This window comes from Paenalcaligenes sp. DL 463, from assembly GCF_057475185.1.
In genome coordinates, this window is sequence record NZ_JBYBKX010000002.1 from 219,958 (window position 1) to 237,022 (window position 17,065).

9 protein-coding genes and 1 other RNA gene are annotated in these 17,065 nt (G+C 51.1%); 1 reads left to right on the plus strand and 9 read right to left on the minus strand.

What is annotated here, in order from left to right:
* Positions 1-69: 69 nt before the first annotated feature.
* The 3 genes from AC2UZI_RS11145 to carA form a co-directional block, all read right to left on the minus strand.
* Entirely contained in the window at positions 70-1,392 is a 1,323-nt protein-coding gene (locus AC2UZI_RS11145) for a solute carrier family 23 protein (protein ID WP_486943939.1), read from the minus strand.
* Positions 1,393-1,991: 599 nt separating this feature from the next.
* A complete protein-coding gene (gene carB / locus AC2UZI_RS11150) occupies positions 1,992-5,225 on the minus strand; it encodes a carbamoyl-phosphate synthase large subunit (protein ID WP_486943940.1) in 3,234 nt (1,077 codons plus the stop codon).
* Positions 5,226-5,252: 27 nt separating this feature from the next.
* Complete coding sequence (gene carA / locus AC2UZI_RS11155; protein ID WP_486943941.1) at positions 5,253-6,410, minus strand: glutamine-hydrolyzing carbamoyl-phosphate synthase small subunit; 1,158 nt, start codon at positions 6,408-6,410, stop codon at positions 5,253-5,255.
* Positions 6,411-6,574: 164 nt separating this feature from the next.
* Here carA and tal point away from each other — a divergent pair, with 164 nt between their 5' ends.
* Positions 6,575-7,555 (plus strand): transaldolase, encoded by a 981-nt coding sequence (gene tal / locus AC2UZI_RS11160; RefSeq protein WP_486943942.1) that lies wholly within the window; start codon positions 6,575-6,577, stop codon positions 7,553-7,555.
* Between the two features lie 73 nt (positions 7,556-7,628).
* Here the strand turns inward: tal and recR are convergent, their stop codons facing one another.
* The 6 genes from recR to AC2UZI_RS11190 all read right to left on the minus strand — a co-directional run bounded on the left by recR (position 7,629) and on the right by AC2UZI_RS11190 (position 17,052).
* Positions 7,629-8,240, minus strand: coding sequence for a recombination mediator RecR (recR, locus tag AC2UZI_RS11165; protein ID WP_486943943.1), 612 nt, complete (start codon positions 8,238-8,240; stop codon positions 7,629-7,631).
* Positions 8,240-8,566 carry a YbaB/EbfC family nucleoid-associated protein gene (locus AC2UZI_RS11170; RefSeq protein ID WP_486943944.1) on the minus strand — a complete coding sequence of 109 codons (327 nt, stop codon included), beginning with the start codon at positions 8,564-8,566 and terminating at the stop codon, positions 8,240-8,242. Before AC2UZI_RS11170 ends, recR begins: the two co-directional genes overlap by 1 nt.
* 44 nt (positions 8,567-8,610) lie before the next feature.
* Positions 8,611-10,725: a DNA polymerase III subunit gamma/tau gene (locus AC2UZI_RS11175; protein WP_486943945.1), complete on the minus strand. Its 2,115-nt coding sequence runs from the start codon at positions 10,723-10,725 to the stop codon at positions 8,611-8,613.
* A gap of 150 nt (positions 10,726-10,875) precedes the next feature.
* An RNA gene (gene ffs, locus AC2UZI_RS11180) (signal recognition particle sRNA small type) lies at positions 10,876-10,973 on the minus strand.
* Positions 10,974-11,017: 44 nt separating this feature from the next.
* On the minus strand, positions 11,018-14,401 hold the full coding sequence (locus tag AC2UZI_RS11185) for a UvrD-helicase domain-containing protein (protein WP_486943946.1): 3,384 nt from the start codon (positions 14,399-14,401) through the stop codon (positions 11,018-11,020).
* Positions 14,398-17,052, minus strand: coding sequence for a PD-(D/E)XK nuclease family protein (locus AC2UZI_RS11190; RefSeq protein ID WP_486943947.1), 2,655 nt, complete (start codon positions 17,050-17,052; stop codon positions 14,398-14,400). Before AC2UZI_RS11190 ends, AC2UZI_RS11185 begins: the two co-directional genes overlap by 4 nt.
* Between the last annotated feature and the right edge of the window lie 13 nt (positions 17,053-17,065).

Consider the following 17,065-nt stretch of genomic DNA (forward strand, 5'->3'; position numbering starts at 1 on the left):
TCCGCTTTTTCTTAACGTCCAAACGGTATTGCAAGAAAGGATTTTTGCATCAACAACTAACAGCAAGCACTACGTATTCTTTTGTTTTCCAAGGCTTAATAGCGCATGAAGAATAATGGCGCCAAAGGTTGCCGTTCCTATACCGTCTAAACGGAACACACCAAACTCGACCGCGAAATTTCCCGCGCCCAAAACCAAGGTCACCGCCGCCACCAGCAAATTACGACTTTGTGAAAAATCGACCTGATTAACCACCCAAATACGCGCTCCGGCAACAGCGATCAAACCGAACACAACGATAGACATGCCGCCCAACACTGGCCCAGGGATCATTTGTATCACCGCACCGAATTTGGGAGAGAAGCCCAAGAAAATAGCAATGAGCGCCGCCAATACGAAAGTGATCGACGAATAAATGCGCGTCGCAGCCATCACACCGATGTTTTCAGCGTAGGTAGTGACTCCGGTACCCCCCATCGACCCCGACAGCATGGTGGCAACCCCATCCCCCACGAAGGCACGACCTAGGTATCGATCAAGGTTCTGTCCGGTCATTGCCGATACCGCTTTAATGTGACCCAAGTTTTCAGCCACAAGAATAATGGCGACGGGAGCAATAATGCTGATGGCATGGGCCTCGAAAACGGGTGCGGCAAAAGTGGGCAAACCGAACCATGCGGCGCTTGCGATCGCACTGGTATCGATAGGTACACCGTAGCCTAATCCGTTTGTGAAGACCGCGTAAATAAGACACGCAATAATCAGACCAACCAGTATCAATAAGCGCTGGATGACACCACGGGTATAAACCGCCACACCCCCTACACACAGCACTGTCATCAGGGCCATGATGGCGTCAAATGATCCTGCTCCCATGGCTCCTTTCGCTGCTATCGGTGCTAAATTCAAACCGATAACCGCAACAATAGAGCCCGTAACAACGGGGGGCATGAGCTTATTAATTAACGCTGCAGCACCGCCTGAACGCGCATCAAGTACCCATACCAGCAGCCCAATGAGCGTGTAGAGCAAGCCACACATGATGATGCCCCCCAGGGCCACACCGATGTTCACGTTCGCCCCAGAACCAGCATAGCCTGTGACGGCGATGACGCCACCGATAAAGGCAAAACTAGAACCTAGATAGCTGGGTACCCTTCCCCCTACAAACACGAAAAATATTAGTGTGCCAATCCCTGACATAAGAATGGCGAGGTTGGGATCAAACCCCATCAATAAGGGGGCCAGTATCGTAGAACCGAACATCGCCACCACGTGCTGGGCAGACATCGCTATATTCTGAGGAAGCGGCAAGTACTCGTCAGGCTGAACCACCGCATCAGGCGAAGTACTAGAAACCAAACGCCAGCGTGGGAAATAAGATTGGGACATATAAATAGCAGAACACTAAATTAGGCGGAATTGAGGCAAAAGTGTACGTCTAGCAACAAGGTGTAGCAAGCGATAGATGCACCGGAGCGGCTCGGCAGTGTTGTTTCCACACCGTAATTCGCCATATGAAAGCGTACGCACAAAAAATAAACCCCGCCAGAAGCGGGGTTTGTAGTGATGTGCTTGTTGTTGCGCCAACAACCACATGGAATACCGCTGGGCAAGCGGCTTTTTTATTGTTAATTATTTTTATGTTGTGCATCCGACCTGTTATTCGTTAGAAACACAGGTAGAGCATCATTACGAGATAGCGTGTTGCTGCATTTTTAGTAATGAGTCACTTAACTACATCGCTTAAGCATTCTACCCCTATAACCCATTAATGTTTGATTATGGTTAACACCAATAAAGAATAAAAACGTTATAGAACAACGAAATAAAGTACAAGTTAGAACAAAACAAAATTCAAACAAACTTTTGTTTGAATTTTATTACGAGTAAAAAGGGTCTATTTGTATACATAGCGCCTAATTTCCTCATAAAAAAACTGGGCTCAACAATGTTGAGCCCAGCTAATACAAGCAAAACGAACAGAACCGTTACGCCGGTGAGTGCATTTCTTGCAACGAATACACACGTAAACCTTCACCACTGCGCAAATACTGCAAGCCCTCGACTGCGGCTAACGCACCTGCGATCGTCGTGTAATAAGCCAAGTTTGCAGCCAAAGCGTGGGTGCGGATAGTGCGGGAATCGACAATGGCATTACGACGCTCTTCCACCGTATTGATGACCAGTGCAATCTCGCCGTTCTTAATCATGTCGACGATATGAGGACGCCCCTCAGTGACTTTATTGACAGTAGCCACTTTCAATCCAGCTTCGGTCATTGCCGCGGCTGTACCTCGGGTGGCGACTACGCTGAAGCCTAAATCGATTAGCCCTTTTGCCACGTCAACGGCATAACTTTTATCGGCGTCTCGTACGCTAATAAAAGCCATACCCGAGTCCGGCAAATTAACACTGGCCCCCATTTGGGATTTCACGAAAGCCTCAGCAAAGCTGCGTCCAACCCCCATGACCTCTCCGGTTGATTTCATCTCGGGACCGAGAATGGTATCTACACCAGGGAACTTAACAAAGGGAAAGACAGCCTCTTTTACTGCGAAATAACCATCGTCTACGGTCACGTTCAGATCTAAATCGCTAAGCATTTCGCCAGCCATGACCCGAGCAGCAAGTTTAGCCAGTTGCAAGCCAGTTGCTTTGGAAACAAACGGTACCGTGCGTGATGCACGGGGGTTAACCTCTAACACGTACACATCGCCATTTTGAATAGCGAACTGCACGTTCATAAGCCCCTTAACATTTAACGCCTTCGCCATTAAAGCCGTTTGACGACGAATTTCGTCTACCACCTCTGTCGAAAGCGAGTACGGAGGCAAGCTACATGCTGAGTCACCTGAGTGCACACCGGCTTGCTCGATATGTTCCATGACCCCACCCACAAACACGTCGACGCCATCGCATAGGCAATCCACATCGACTTCGGTGGCGTTGTTTAGGAAGTGATCTAACAACACGGGGGAGTCATTTGAAACTTTGACCGCTTCACGCATATAGCGTTCGAGATCAATTTGCTCGTGCACGATTTCCATCGCGCGCCCGCCTAATACGTAACTTGGACGCACCACGAGGGGATAACCAATCTCGGCCGCCAACGTAATGGCATCACTTTCCGTACGTGCAGTACGGTTGGGTGGCTGACGCAGCCCCAATTTGGTTAACAGTTTTTGGAAACGTTCGCGGTCTTCGGCAATATCAATCGACTCGGGGCTGGTGCCAATAATTGGCACACCGTTTGCTTCAAGCGCACGGGCCAATTTCAATGGCGTTTGGCCACCATACTGCACGATCATGCCCACCGGCTTTTCGATATGTACGATTTCCAGCACGTCTTCAAGTGTTAATGACTCGAAGTACAAACGATCTGAGGTGTCGAAATCGGTAGAAACCGTTTCGGGGTTACAGTTGATCATAATGGTCTCGTAACCCTGCTCACGCAGTGCTAAGGACGCATGCACACAACAATAATCGAACTCAATACCCTGACCAATACGGTTGGGACCGCCCCCTAACACAATAATTTTTTTATTGTCGGTGGGCTTTGCCTCGCACTCTTGCTCGTAGGTTGAGTACAAATACGCGGTATCGGTAGCAAACTCGGCTGCGCAGGTGTCCACTCGCTTAAACACAGGACGTACACTGTGCTGATGACGAGCTTTACGCACTTCGGACTCAACCGTATCTAAAAGAAAAGCCAAACGTCGATCGGAGAAACCACGACGCTTTAAGCCATACAGCGTATCGCGGTCTAGATCGGATAAGGTTTTTTTCTCGAGCGCGAGTTCGATATCAACAATGTCTTTAATCTGCGCTAAGAACCAAGGGTCGATTTTGGTGATTGCGTGTACATCATCAAGCGAGAAACCTTGAGCAAAGGCATCGCCTACGTACCAAATACGCTCTGGCCCAGGCACGCCTAATTCGACTTGAAGCTTTTCACGATCGGTGGTCATTTGGTTTAGACCATCAACGCCGACCTCAAGCCCTCTGAGTGCTTTCTGAAAAGATTCTTGGAAGGTACGACCGATTGCCATTACTTCGCCCACAGACTTCATTTGTGTCGTTAGGCGGGAATCTGCTTGCGGAAATTTCTCAAACGCAAAGCGAGGAATCTTCGTGACAACGTAATCGATAGTGGGTTCGAACGACGCTGGAGTCGCCCCACCTGTAATTTCGTTCTTAAGCTCGTCAAGCGTATAACCGACCGCCAGACGCGCCGCAATTTTAGCAATAGGAAAACCGGTGGCTTTCGATGCCAACGCTGAGGAACGAGAAACGCGTGGGTTCATCTCGATCACGATCATACGGCCGTTATCAGGATTCAAGGCAAACTGCACGTTAGACCCACCGGTTTCCACACCAATTTCACGCAATACGGCAATGGAGGCATTGCGCATAATTTGGTATTCACGATCGGTAAGCGTCTGTGCAGGTGCGACAGTAATTGAGTCGCCTGTGTGTACACCCATCGGATCAAGGTTCTCGATCGAGCACACGATAATGCAGTTATCGGCGCTGTCGCGCACCACTTCCATCTCGTACTCTTTCCAACCCAAAAGCGACTCTTCAATCAGCAGCTCTTTAGTGGGCGATGCTTCAAGACCGCGACGACAAATGGTTTCGAACTCTTCGGGGTTATAGGCAATACCACCGCCCGATCCACCTAAGGTAAAGCTAGGACGAATAACAACGGGGAAACCCGCTGTGCCGATTTGTTCGGCAATATCACGCTGAACCGCCCAGGCTTCATCCATGGAATGAGCCACACCTGATTTGGCGGACTCGAGGCCAATGGCCGTCATGGCATCTTTAAACTTCAGTCGGTCTTCGGCTTTATCAATAGCGTGAGCGTTGGCGCCAATCATTTCAACGTTGTATTTCGCCAATATGCCTTGATCCGCTAGATCAAGAGCGCAATTTAACGCCGTTTGCCCACCCATCGTAGGAAGCAATGCGTCGGGGCGTTCACGTTCAATAATTTTCTCGAGCGCCTGTATGGTGATGGGCTCGATATACGTCACGTCAGCCGTATCCGGATCCGTCATGATCGTGGCCGGATTACTGTTGACGAGAATGGTGCGATAGCCTTCGGCCTTTAATGCCTTACAAGCTTGTGCGCCCGAATAATCGAACTCGCAAGCCTGACCAATGATAATGGGGCCAGCACCAATAATGAGGATACTTTTAATGTCTGTACGCTTAGGCATAATGCAATATGTTCGTGCGAGGGGCAATTAAGCCTGTTTCGCAGCCATCAGGCTAATGAATTGATCGAATAGTGAGGCAATATCACGAGGGCCCGGTGTTGCTTCAGGGTGCCCTTGAAAACCAAATGCCGGACGATCGTCAAACTCAAAACCTTGCAAGCTGCCATCAAATAACGACACATGCGTAACATGTGTGTTGGCGGGTAAGGTTGTGGCATCAAGCGCAAAACTATGATTTTGACTTGTGATAAACACACGGCCACTTTTCACTTCTTGCACGGGATGATTCGCACCGTGATGGCCAGTTTTCATTTTGACGGAGTTTGCACCGACTGCTAACCCCATAATTTGATGCCCTAAGCAAATACCGAACAAGGGAATCTTTTGGTCGAGCAACACTTTGGAGGCCTCAATGGCATAGGTACATGCCTCGGGATCGCCTGGGCCATTCGATAGAAACACGCCATCTGGTTGTGTCGCCAATACCTCGTCAACCGGTGTTTGGGCTGGATATACCGTCACCTCGCACCCGCGATCAGCCAATAGACGCAAAATATTCGCTTTGACGCCAAAGTCGTAGACCGCCACTTTGTATTTGGACGTATCGGGCTGGGCGAAGCCGGTACCTAGACTCCAGGAACCTTCTACCCATTTTTTTGTCGTAGTAACAGAGACTTCTTTAGCTAAGTCTACGCCCACCATTCCGGCAAAAGAACGGGCCAGTTCAATGGCCCGTTCGGCGTTGTCGCCAACTAAGATACATGCCCCTTGGGCACCTTTTTCTCGTAATATACGAGTTAGTTTTCTGGTATCAATTCCAGCGATAGCGACGACGCCCTCTTGTTTGAGGTAGTCGGGTAATGATTGCGTAGAACGGAAATTAGAAACTCTCATTGAGCAGTCACGCACCACAAGGCCAGCGGCCTGAATCTGATTAGATTCGCCGTCTTCGGGGTTGATACCCGTATTACCGATGTGTGGATACGTCAGCGTAACGATTTGACCCCTGTAGCTGGGATCTGTGAGAATTTCTTGATAACCAGTCATGGCTGTATTGAATACTAGCTCAGCAACAGCGTAGCCCTCAGCACCTATGGATACGCCTTCAAACAGCGTTCCATCAGCCAGGGCCAGGATTGCACTTGATGTAGCATGAGACTCTTCAGGAAAGAGAGACGGCAGCACGTTTAAACCCCGGTTCAGAAATTTACAAATAAACTTTCCGATTATACTCCGACTTCAGCACATCAAGTAAGAGTACATGTCAGTTTTTTTTATAAACTCTATTTTTGAGAAAATAGTCTACAGTATCTAACTTATATTGGTTAAGCATTTAATGGTGAAGTGTAATGACAACTCTGCTTGAATCTTTACGGCAACATACCACGGTCGTGGCTGACACAGGTGATTTCGAAACCATAAGAACGTTTCGCCCTACCGATGCGACGACCAACCCTTCGTTAATTCTTAAAGCGGTGCAGCAAGATGCCTATCGTCATTTGCTGGAAAAAACCGTACTCAGCGCCCCGAACGCCACTGCTAATGAACTGGTAGATAAACTTCTGGTGGCCTTTGGGCTTGAAATTTTGCGCATTGTTCCTGGGCGTGTGTCCACGGAAGTAGACGCTAGGCTGTCATTTGACACCCAAGGCAGCATTGAGCGTGCTCGTAATATTATTGAGCTTTACGAAGCAGCGGGTATCAGCCGACAACGGGTACTGATCAAATTGGCCGCTACGTGGGAAGGTATTCAAGCCGCTAAGCAACTGGAAGCCGAAGGCATACATTGCAATTTAACGCTGTTGTTTTCGTTGACTCAAGCCATTGCGTGCGCACAAGCCAAAGTCACCTTGATCTCTCCGTTTGTAGGCCGCATATACGATTGGTACAAAAAGCAAGCTGGCGATGCATGGGTTGAAAGCGAAAATGCGAATGAAAATGACCCCGGCGTGAAATCAGTCACTGCAATCTTTAATTACTATAAAACTTATGGCGTTAAAACGGAGATCATGGGCGCAAGTTTCCGTAACAATGGCCAAGTCCTCGCGCTAGCAGGATGCGATTTGCTAACCATTAGCCCCGCTTTACTGGCTGAGCTTCAGCAAAAAGTCGGCGATGTGGCTCGAATTTTAGATGTGGAACATGCTAAGGATGTGGCACCGGAATGGCGAGCAAACAATGAAGTCAACTTCCGTACCCGCCTTAACGAGAACGCCATGGCAAGCGAAAAACTTGCCGAAGGCATTCGAGTCTTTACGGCCGATGCCATTGCTTTAGACAAGTTACTACTTGAGTTTAAACAAACACAAGCTACAGCTAGCACTCATTAATAGACGCTAGCAAAATGCTAAAAAAAAGCTGAGGCGATGCATTGCCTCAGCTTTTTTATTTTATTGCACTCGCTTAGGTGTCACGGCGTTCTTGCAGTGCCCAAGCAATAGTGCTGGCGTCCACATACTCTAACTCGCTACCTGCGGGTACCCCTCTGGCTAGGCGTGTCACTTTGATATGTCGGCTGCGTAGTATTTCGGCTAAATAATGAGCGGTGGTTTCACCTTCGGCGGTGAAATTCGTTGCGAGGATGACTTCACGCACTGACTCGTCAGAAGCCCGTTTTAAAAGACGTTCGAACTGCAATTCGTTGGGGCCCACCCCTTCGATAGGCGCCAAACGCCCCATCAACACGTAATACAAACCTCGGTAACCATGGCTAGACTCAACCATATTTTGGTCGGCCGGCGTTTCTACGATGCACAGCAATGACGGATCGCGTCGGCTGCTTGCGCAAATTTGGCACAGGGGGGTCTCACTAAAACTATTACAGCGCTCACAGTGCAATAACGTTTGGGATGCGCGCGCTAACGCCTCTCCTAATTGAGAGGCCCCAGCCACATCATGCTGTAACAAGTGATAGGCCATGCGCCGTGCGGTGCGTTCGCCCACACCAGGCAGGCGTCGCAACGCATCAATCAAAGCCCGTAATGGTTCGGGCTCAGGCAACTGTAGGTCTGACATTAGAAAGGTAAGTTCATCCCTGGCGGCAACGGCAGCCCGGCAGTAACCGATGCCATTTCCTCTTGAGATTTCGCTTCCGCTTTACGCAGCGCATCGTTAAAAGCCGCTGCAACCAAGTCTTCAAGCATGTCTTTATCTTCTTCTAACAGACTGGGGTCAATATTCACGCGACGCACATCGTTGCGACACGTCATGGTGACTTGCACCAGTCCGCCACCAGAAGCGCCTTCAACTTCAATGTTAGCGAGGGCCTCTTGGGCCTTTTTCATGTTCTCTTGCATCTGCTGGGCTTGACGCATCAATCCAGCGATTTGTCCTTTCATCATAAGGATAGTTCCTATCTGTTAGTGACTCGTAAGTCTATTTGCAGCTACGCTGCTTTGTGGTGATTGGCTCGTACCGAGCCTTCAATCAATTTGGCATCAAACTCAGAGATTAACGCCATAATAAAAGGATCGACCTGAGCATCTTGCTCGGCCTGATCTTGACGCTTGGCCCGATCGGCCTGCTCTACTGCATGCGCTGTATCTGAGCCCGTATCGCCATAGTCAATCTGTACACGCAAGACCTCACCGAAATACTCTGCCAGAACCGTGGTGAGGCGAGTTTTTGCTTGGCTATCATCCGCCGAACGTATCGCGACACGTAACATGACACACTGATCTTGCATGCCTACCCATTCGCTTTGGCGCGCTAACTCGGCCGCCCAACCGCTGAGTGGTAAGGAGGCTGCAATATTTGGCCAGTCTTTAGCCTGCACCCTCGATAAACTCATATTTTTCTGCGTGGTGGAGGTGTTGGTCTGGGTAGAGGCCAACACAGCACTGACATCACTGGGGTCCAAATCGGGCACGCCCTGCCCCATTGCCTCTTCATCAGTCTGGCTGTCATCACCCCCGTAATGTATTTCATCATCGAAGGGCACATCATCAAAACCAGTTGGCGGCTCGTCGGTGGCAGGTGATGGCGCAGCGGATGAAGCGTCAACGTCAGCATGGCTAGTCGGCTTCTCAACCGATCCGATGTTAGCTTCGGTTTCTGGTTCAGGCTGCGGCGCATCCTCAGGCGTGACCAGCTTTTCGGAAGGTCTATGGGCATTTTCTACGACTTCTTCAGCGGGAGCGTCTTCCCATGCCGGTATTTCAGGTGAACTCGACGGCGAAACTGAAGCCGCAGTTTGCCCGTTAAGTGCCGTACCGCCCACCATTAGCACAGGCGGGGCGGGTTGATCGGGTGCCTGATCAACCACAGCGATTGGACTCGGCGTAGACAACGCCGTAGGTGTAGGTGTTACAGCCTGTGGGGGTTCTGGCTGCTGCGCGGCAGGACTAGGCTCTATCGGCGGTGTAGGACGGCCCGTCGGCGGGGAGGAAGGAGGTGGTGTCTGGGCAGGATCAGCACCCGTAGGCATTAACGCCAACATGCGCAAACACGCCATCACAAACCCTGCGTACTCGTCAGGTGCCAAACTTAATTCGTTTCGGCTGTGCACCGCAATGGAATAAAACAGCTGGATAAAATCCGGACCTAAGCGTGTCGCTAAGGACTGAATATCGGCTTGCAAGGGGTTCTCAGGTGGCGTAGCACCGGGCAGTCGTTGCTCGATCGCAATATGAGACAGCAAAACGGCTAAATCCGCCAACGCCGCAGCATAAGATAGCCCTCTGGCCGCTAAGTCATCCGCCACCGCTAAAATGGTAGCCGCGTCATTATCACTCAACGCTTGTAATAAGCGACACAAATGGCCCTGATCAATGGTGCCCAACATGCCTTGTACGGCTTCCGCGCTGAGGCTTCCCGCACTGTATGCAATAGCCTGATCAGTCAGCGAAAGCGCATCACGCATAGAACCGGATGCCGCTTGAGCCAGTAGCCGTAAACCAGAGAGCTCGAAGGGAATTTGCTCTTGCTGTAAAACACCTTCTAAATGCTCAACAATAGCCGGCACCGTCATCTGTTTAAGGTTGAACTGTAAACAACGCGAGAGCACCGTTACCGGTATTTTCTGCGGATCGGTGGTGGCCAGAATAAATTTCACATGTGCCGGCGGCTCTTCAAGCGTTTTCAGCATCGCGTTAAACGCGTGCCCTGTCAGCATGTGTACTTCATCAATCATGTAGACTTTGTAACGGCCCGAGCTGGGCGCATAAACCGCTTGCTCGAGTAACTGCGTCATTTCGTCTACCCCTCGATTAGAGGCGGCGTCGAGCTCGACGTAATCCACAAAACGACCCGCATCGATTTCTGTACAGGCCTGACAACGACCACACGGTGTTGCCGTAATGCCGGTTTCGCAATTAAGCGCCTTGGCCAAGATACGGGATAAGGTGGTTTTCCCAACCCCACGAGTGCCTGTAAAAAGCCATGCGTGATGTAAGCGCTGAGTCGATAAAGCGTGAGTTAACGCACGTACCACGTGATCCTGTCCCACAAGGGTATCGAAGGATCGAGGGCGCCATTTTCGTGCAAGAACTAGATACGTCATGCTATGAGAGGTCTAAAAGATAAAATGGCGATGCGAGATACCAGCCATCGAAAATGAAAAGTGTACCGAATTAATATACCTTTGGGCAGCAATGTGGCCAAAGTCAGTACAAATAGAGGGGAATAAGCGGCTGCTGTCGTAGCAATTGAAAGTGGCGAGCCTGACTTCGGCACTGGATCGGGACAGTTGTGGCTGCTTCGTTCCCGACCTGACCAGGTTGACTGTTGACCCATGCGAAGGGACCCGCCAGAACGAAGTTTACCATCAATGTGCGTGGGCTGCATCCGCATCATTAAAACAAAGTCCGTTGTTCAAAAAGAAAAGCAGGAGCCGCTTCGCGTGAAGGCACCAAGCTGTCGTATTCTATCCAGGCGTCAATACGGGGAAAAAACAAGGCGGCTTTCGCTTCGCGTCCATCAAGAGCATGGACTTGCTCGCTGTAGCGCTGCATTTGTTCGGCATAGCGTGCTTTCATGCGGGCGCTGAAGTCTGCAACGGACTCTTCTTCATGGGGCGCACCCGTTTTGTAATCAACAATGAGCCAATGATCTTCCTGAGAAATGGCTAAATCAATAATCGAAACCCTACCTGTGACATCCAATAAGGACCATTCTCGGTAAGCGCGGGCCACTTCCAGCAACCAGCGCCCCCGCTCACTGTGAAGGGTTGCAATAAGCGCGTGAAGCAAATCACCTACCGCCCTTTCTACCTGAACTACGGCAACCCCCGCTCTAAGTAACTGCTTACGCATAGCACTCTGGCTGGACTCAAGTCGTGCCGCATCCCAGTCCGATAGCCCTTCTTTACCCAGTCTTTCTAGCCAAGCATGAGCAACGACGCCCATTGCACTTTCATCCGTATTGGACTCGGGCCATTGCCACGCATTTTGATTCAAGTTAGGCCAATGCCAAGCAGTCTGTTTGACCTGCATCGTGGCCACACGCTTTAATAAACGCGTTGTGCCGTCATCCTGCTTAATAGGGCTTCCAACTTGTGGTTGCACAGCAGAGACGGTGATACATGGCCACAACCGACCCAGCAAACTCCCTGCGCCGGGGGCTTTAAGCTCGGTTTCACTGCTCAGTTGCAGTTCGGAGACAATGTGTAGCTGGGTACGTGCTCGCGTGACGGCCACGTACAACAAGCGATTCATTTCATAGTCAGCGCGTTGTTTGTCTCGGGCTGCCAAGAACCGCGACACAGGATCATGCTCATCCGATGCCCGAGGCTTAACTGGGCCCAACAAAAGCTGACCATGGCTGTGCTCCAAGCGTATGAGGGGCGCCTGATCGTTCATAGGGCGTCGTTCAAGTCCGTACAAAATCACCGACTCAAACTCTAGACCTTTCGCCTTATGAATCGTCATCACTTCAACAGCCCTGCCTGCACTGCGAGGGGCGGCATAAAGGCCTTCAACTTTTTGCTCAAACTCAGCGACAACCACGTTTCCGTAAGCAGCCGTTTCTTCCAGCAGTCGTAATACTCGCTCGGCGTCGGCTTGATCACTGGGGTGCGCATAAACACGTGCTCCGCCTAAGCCATACCAAACGCGTTCCACCCACGCTGCAAAGGGCAACATACCACTGCGATTATGGGTGTCCAATAATAATCGGCTCGCTTGCTCCAGACGGTGGGCCTCATCCGGTGCAAAATCAACAAAACCGTTTGGCTGCAGCAGCCGCTGCTGAAGTAGATGAGGAATCGTTTCTAACGCCTTCTCGCTACAGAGCTGATGTAGCGTATTAAGTCGTAATCCGATAAGGGGGCTACGCAATACCGATAACCAAGCCAATCGATCGCCCATGTGGCTCAACGCGCGCACAATTTGCAGCAAATCTCGCACCGCCGGACGAGCCTCTAAAGGCTCAAGCTCTACGGCTCTACAATCGATATTTTGCAGCGCCAACTCGCGCACCACATTTTTTAAGTGGCTGCGTGCCCGCACTAAAATTGCTACAGGGTGCTGGCTTTGGTCGTAAGTCGACAAGGCCTGCGCACAAAGCTCGACCACTTTCTGTTGTGACGCCTGCTCTAACACCTGCTGTTGCTGCTCGTCGCTACGCTCGTCAGAACTCGCCACACAAATTGGATGAAAACTGAACGCTGGCTGGGACACCGTTGGCTGAAACGCGTCAGACGGACTATAACTTACCGCCCCCAAGCTACTGTTATCGTAACGAGGGAATAAGTGCGCACCGGCTTGATTCACCCAATCGACCAAAGCCTCCTGTGAGCGGAAATTGTTCGTTAATGCGAGAGGCTCTAACGACACCGCCCCTAAACGCTTTTGGTTTTTCACTTGAAGAAACAGGCCCACTTCCGCTTTTCGGAAACGGTAAATGGACTGCATGGGGTCGCCAACTAAAAACAAGGTGCGTCCATCGCCAGACTCCCAGCCCGAACTTAAGCGTTCCAGCAATTCAATTTGGGTATGACTGGTATCTTGAAACTCGTCGACCAACAAATGGCGCATGGATCGATCGACCTTTAGCAGCAACTCGCTAGGCTCATCGACACTGCCCAGTGCTTGCAAAGCGCGCTGCGAAATCTCGATAAAATCCACCTCGCCTTGCTCAGCAAAGCGCAAACGTAACTGCGCACTCGCTATCCATAGCACCTTGATAAAGCTCATGAGCACGTCAACTTGCTGGGCATCATAGCCCTGAGGAAGATGGCGTGACCGTGCCAAGGCGGCGACCCAGTGGTCGTCGTCACTCGCGCTTTTTAGCCACTGTTCAATGGCGAGTTTTTGTGGCGTCTTTGCCGGAAACCCTTGCTTTACCGTGATGCGTTTACGCAGGCTTCCATCGGCGGTTAACAGCGCATTGGCCAGCGCTTGCCACAACGGCAGATAATCCACATTTGCCTCGAACGGTGTGCCATCCCAATCCAATAACGCTTGAATGTCAGGTACGCCTGCACCTGACTGCCGTTGACATTCATCAGCAGCCAATCGCATCAAAGGCGCCAGCTCTGCGGCCCAACCCAATGGCATCGCTGCAAGCAAACCGGCAAGCTCAGACTCGACGATTGTCTCTAAGTTATGCTCGATTTGCGCTATGTTTTCAGCGTCACCCAAAATAGGTTGCCATTGATCCCGACTGGCCAGCATCTGGGCAATCAGCGCTTCTGCTGTGGATAAATGCACGTCAACGTGCGCTAGCAACTTCGCCACCTCATCGTACTCATCAGCCAAGGCCAAGGTGTCAGAGGCTGCTTGTAAATAATGTGGCCGCGCATCTTCAATTACGCTGGGCACCCCGCCCAAGCCACTTACCCATGGCATGGCGCGAACCAAATGGGCGCATAGCGAATCAATGGTGCGGATGCTTAACCGCGCGGGATAGGATAAAAGCTCCCACCCCATCTCTTTGTCACGAGCCATGGCAGCTTGCGCTAATTCCCAGCTTTTGACTCGGTAAGCCTCTTCAGGTCTCGCTTCGTGGGCCGTTTGCAACTTCTCTAAAACTCGGGCGTGCATCTCTGCAGCCGCTTTCTTCGTAAAGGTAATAGCAACTACCTCTTCGGGGCGATTCACCGACGCTAATAACGCTAAAATCCGATCCGTTAGCAATTCGGTTTTTCCAGACCCTGCAGGCGCTTGCACCAAAAAGGAGCGAGTGGGGTCAATGGCGAGCTGGCGAACTGAGCTGTCTGTAGGTTGTTTAGCGCTCATGACGCCCCCTCATTCAAACGTAAAAAAGACAACACATCACAATACAGTAAGTCATTAGGGTTCCAATAACGATTGCTTGCCTCGCCTTGAATGAACTCATTAGCCAGACCTTGTATGGCCGCCTCCCACTCTTGCAGCTGTGTATCCCACATTGGCATTTCTTGCTGTTTTTCCATGTCTCGACTTTTCACATCGCCCAACACGATGTCAGTATCAGCATAACCGGTGACCCCAGGGCGACGCGCATTCAACCACGCCAAGGCAATGGCCCCTACCTGTTGGCCTTGAGCAAGCAAATGCGCTGCATATAAAGGCAGCTGTAGATTAATAGGTCGAGGGCGTACCCACTCGTTAAGAGGCTCTGTGCGATTAAGCGAGGTTTTGTAATCCAGCACAACATAACGGCCATCTGGCAGTTGATCTAAACGATCAAGCCGCATGGATAGCTTTAGGTGTTGATGCGTGAACTGCAACGCGGATTCCAGTTCAATCACGCTAAAAGGTTCACGCTCTAGCTCAAAACGCACCCAATTCGACAACACGAATAACGCCCGCTCGCATTCGAGCTCACGCAAACGCTCTCCATAAAGAACCAGCTCCATATCGGCTGCCTGCGCAATTAATGTGGACAACAATTCGGTCTCACCCTGTTGCGCTATCCACATCCGCAACCCCTGCTGAGTCGGCTCAGGACATTGTTTCCAAAGCAGCTCCATAACACGATGTAGAAATAGACCTCGGGCGTTTACTTCACTTAATGTCGCGTACTCAGGTAAGTTACTGGCTGCTAAACGATATTTAACAAAAGCCCAAAGTGGGGAGCGCGCTTGGGTATCTAATACCGCCACACCACCGCGTATGGGCTCGGTATCGCCCAGCGGCGGCCCTAATGAGTCATCGATATACGCGACCTCGGCAGCCTCAATCTCGTTACGGTTCGAACCATAACCCACGGTATCGAAAGGCTGCAACAAGGGGCTGGGTCGTAATAGCTGCTCGCCTTGGTGTTGTGGATAACTTAGCCGAATGACCGATGCACTGCTGCTTAGGGTTTTAAACAGCAAATGTGCCCATTGCAATTCGCGCTCGGGGGTAGAGCGAGGAGCATTAGCACGCCGCAACGCACTATGGGGCAACAAAGGATTGGGTTTCACCGCAGCAGGCAATACCTCATCATTCAAACCCAGTATCCACATCGCATCCCATTGCCCACCCTCGGCCTCTAGAAAGCCCAGTACATCTAAACGGGATTGCGGGTCTCGCTGAGGTTGAAACAATGTTTCTCGTAATAAACGAGTCAATAATCGATGAGCTTGTAAAAAGCTAAGCTCGTTCAAAACCGGGGCTTGCCTTGCAAATTGAGTCAGCCGCGCGTCAAAAGCCTCCATTACCTGAAAGCCATGACTATCTATACTTTCCTGACCTGGAAAGCCAATCAACGCCAACGTTTTACGTAGTGAGTCTGCCCATTGCGCTGGGGTTTGTTGGTTAGGTAGTCCTTGCACATAGGTCAAGGCTTCTGTCCACGCTTGCGCCAACAGGGGGGTACGGCTGCTTAAAGCGAGGTGCAGGGTCGCGGCGTCTATAGCAAGTTCATCGTTACGTCGCCACGCCACATCGATCGCCGCACGCGCATTGGCTTCGCTTAAGCTGCCTGCGCAAGCACCTGCTAATAGTGCTGCTCCTAAAATCTCAGGCTCAACACGCTGATAACGCTTCATCTGGGCCAAAACCCGTAGCCAGGCCAGCGCCGCACGCACGAGTGGCCAATCAGACAGAGGGCGCCCAACAGCCACGTTCCACGGTAAAGCGGGCTCGGTGTCCGTTTCGGCACATGCCTGAACTAATACCCGATGTACATACGCAACGCTGGACTCTAGCTGTGGAGCCACAATCGCCACACAATGTCGAGGGTTCGCCCGCAGCTGTTCGACTGCCCATTGGGCCGCTAAGCGCCATTCGTGATCCGCCTCATCGGCGACCACCACATCCATCTTAATAGGAGTATGAGCCACCGGTGCTAAACGGTAGATCGTCACACCCTGCTGTTGCAACGCCTTGAGTATGGCCACTAAGCGTGGTGACAACTCATGAAAGCCAGCCAACACCAAGGTACTAAAGTGCGGAGCGTAAGCGCCTGCTTCACACGCAAGACGCACCCGCTCGTTAGAGCGATTGCTATCGTCCACGTCATGGGCTTGCAGCGTGGCATGGTAGTGCTCGCGCCAGACTAAAAACTGTTCGTAATCGGGGGACTGCTCCCCATCAATCACCGAAACATCCCATTCGTTCAGCAACATATCGGCTTCGCACGCTAAGCGTGCTGCCTGACGAACATCCAGCAAAACGCGGTCGTCGCCTTCGAGCTCGGCAATGGTTTGCTCCCACAACTGAATCGTGCCAAAACCATCTAATAAATAAGAGGCGGGCTGGAAGGCATCGCTAAAGCAAAGTTCGTCCGCAACGATTTTTAGCCATGCGCCCATCGGAATAATATCCGGCACCGCCACGGCCCTGCGATCACTGCTAAGTTGCTTTTGTAAGGCAGATAAGATCCGTCTGGCATAGCGATTATTAACCGTCAGTATCTGGGTCTGCGTACTATCGAAAGACTCAATCTCATCTAGCTGCACCAAAGGAAAATCATGCATACTTAACCCTGTG

Excerpts from the sequence above, each read along its gene's own strand:
- AC2UZI_RS11145 (WP_486943939.1), bottom strand. The coding sequence starts at position 1,392 with ATGTCCCAATCTTATTTCCCACGCTGGCGTTTGGTTTCTAGTACTTCG.
- carB (WP_486943940.1), bottom strand. The coding sequence starts at position 5,225 with ATGCCTAAGCGTACAGACATTAAAAGTATCCTCATTATTGGTGCTGGC.
- tal (WP_486943942.1), top strand. The coding sequence starts at position 6,575 with ATGACAACTCTGCTTGAATCTTTACGGCAACATACCACGGTCGTGGCT.
- recR (WP_486943943.1), bottom strand. The coding sequence starts at position 8,240 with ATGTCAGACCTACAGTTGCCTGAGCCCGAACCATTACGGGCTTTGATT.
- AC2UZI_RS11170 (WP_486943944.1), bottom strand. The coding sequence starts at position 8,566 with ATGATGAAAGGACAAATCGCTGGATTGATGCGTCAAGCCCAGCAGATG.
- AC2UZI_RS11175 (WP_486943945.1), bottom strand. The coding sequence starts at position 10,725 with ATGACGTATCTAGTTCTTGCACGAAAATGGCGCCCTCGATCCTTCGAT.
- AC2UZI_RS11185 (WP_486943946.1), bottom strand. The coding sequence starts at position 14,401 with ATGAGCGCTAAACAACCTACAGACAGCTCAGTTCGCCAGCTCGCCATT.
- AC2UZI_RS11190 (WP_486943947.1), bottom strand. The coding sequence starts at position 17,052 with ATGCATGATTTTCCTTTGGTGCAGCTAGATGAGATTGAGTCTTTCGAT.